The sequence below is a fragment of the Synechococcus sp. UW105 genome (assembly GCF_900473935.1).
In the GTDB taxonomy this organism is placed as follows: domain Bacteria; phylum Cyanobacteriota; class Cyanobacteriia; order PCC-6307; family Cyanobiaceae; genus Synechococcus_C.
This window is the reverse complement of record NZ_UCNN01000031.1, coordinates 1-1,933: the sequence shown is the minus strand read 5'-3', so window position 1 is coordinate 1,933 and position 1,933 is coordinate 1. Positions and strand designations below refer to the sequence as shown.

Sequence of the window (1,933 nt, the reverse complement as noted above, 5' to 3'; positions counted from 1 at the left end):
AAGCGGCGTAGTCAGACACACCGTTGATGTTCAGGTCGCTGGCGTTTGCAGCCACAGGAGCCAGAAGGCCCAAGGCAGCAGGAGCCACCAGCAGTTGCTGGAAAAGTTTCATTGAATTCCTCACACCAAAATTGAGGGTAAATAAAGGCACAAAGCCTTCGAGCAAAAGTTACCGACTGACCAAAGCAACAGAGGTCGCCGGCCACACCTGGCGAAGGTATCGCAGGCGACATTCAAAAAAGGTCTGATATGCGTTGCTGCTTTGCCATAAAAAAAACGCGGGCAAAAACCCGCGCTTGATGATGAGTCAGTGAGGAGAAAATGAAGAACTTCGCAAAAGCGAAGCTCTTCAGATCACACGTTCAAGATCAGAACTTGAAGGTGGTCTTGAGCAGACCGCCGAACTGGTTGAACTGGACGCCCTGGGTCGCAGAACCGAGAGGACGGCTCATGTAGAAGAGGGCGGGGGTCACAGAGATGTTGTCGGTGACCTGGAACATGTACCACCATTCCCAGGCGTACTGACCGTCGCGGACGAGACGATCTTCGGCCTTGCCGGACTTGCCGTAGCCGAAGTCAAACCTGTTGCCGGTGAGATCCAGAGCAGTGACGAAGCCCTTCTGACCAACAGCCATACCGGCAGTGTTGCCCTTGAGGAACACATCGGTCCACTGCAGGCCTACAGACCAGGACTGGGTGGTGGCGGAGTTCAAGTCGTAACCAAACAGGTTGGTGTACTCCTTGCTCTTGCCCCAGCTGCCGTCGCTGTAGACACGGTAGGAGCTTGAATCACCACCGCTGGTGGTGTTCAGGCCCCAACCTGCGGAGATCGAAGGCATCCAACCGGAGTCTTCAGGACTCCAGTAGGCACTCAGACCAACAGAGTTGGTGTTACCCAGGTTTCCGACCTGCGTCGCCAGAGGCGTTGCAGTGCCAGGGTTCATGTTGCCGAAGTTCTGGCTGCTGTAGTTGTAAGCAGCCGCGACGCCCCACTGGTCGTCGGTGTAGGCAATCTGAACCGTACCGGTGCCTGAGGCACAGTCGGTCATCATGCCGCCGGAACCACTGCAATCCTGGTCTACGGAGTAGATACCGAGGGTGTCAGTGCCGTTGTTGTAGACGTTGTAGGAAGTGGTGGTGCCGTTGTTGGTCTTGGAAACGTTGCCGTTACCGGAGACGTAGTTGGCACTGATGCTGAAGCCGTCGTTCGCCCAGGAGATACCAGCACCTGAACCGAGGTTCAGGTTGTAGGTACCAGGAGCACCGGCGTAGGTGAAGAAGTCGAGGACGGTGTCAGCGGGGTAAGCGCTGGGCCATACGGCCAGCATGTCGTCCTGACGGACCACACCACCAGCGGTGACGGTGAAGTTGCTACCCAGGGGGAACTGATAGAAGAGTCGGTTGATCTTCACAGCATTGGGGGTATTTGCCTCCTCGAAGGCAGCCTCCATGCCAGACATGGTGGAGTACTGACCACCCAAGAAGCTGTCGATACCAGTGGAAGCACTGAAACCGAAGGCGCTGTTCTGGAAGTTGCCAGCACGCAGACGCACTTTCAGCAGATCCTTACCAGTGAAGCTGGTGAGCAGATCGAGGCGCTGGTCGTAGTTGAAGGTGAGGGCGCCCAGGTACTGGTTGGCCTGGTCGGCCATCTTGCGGCCCTTGTAGCTGGTCTTGGAACCGGAGTAATAGAAGGGATTTTTGACGGTTTTGTCTTTGCCGTCGAGGCCCTTGATCGTGAAGGTCTCGTTGTTCTTGTAGCTGTACTTGTCGCCGATGAAGTAGTTACGGCCGAACTGCTCACGCACGTAGGCGTCGCCACCGAAGCTGTTGGCGCCGATCACGAAGGTGGTCGTACCTTTCAGCTTGGTGGTGGTGGAGAACTGGGTGGCTTCCAGTTCGCCAACGCGAGCTTCCAGACCGTCAACGCGGC

Annotated in this window: 1 protein-coding gene; it reads right to left on the bottom strand. The window is 56.4% G+C overall.

What is annotated here, in order from left to right; genetic code table 11:
• Positions 1-368 precede the first annotated feature (368 nt).
• Positions 369-1,933: carbohydrate porin (locus DXY16_RS14220; RefSeq protein ID WP_115121811.1), on the bottom strand; the 1,565-nt coding region annotated here is incomplete at its 5' end.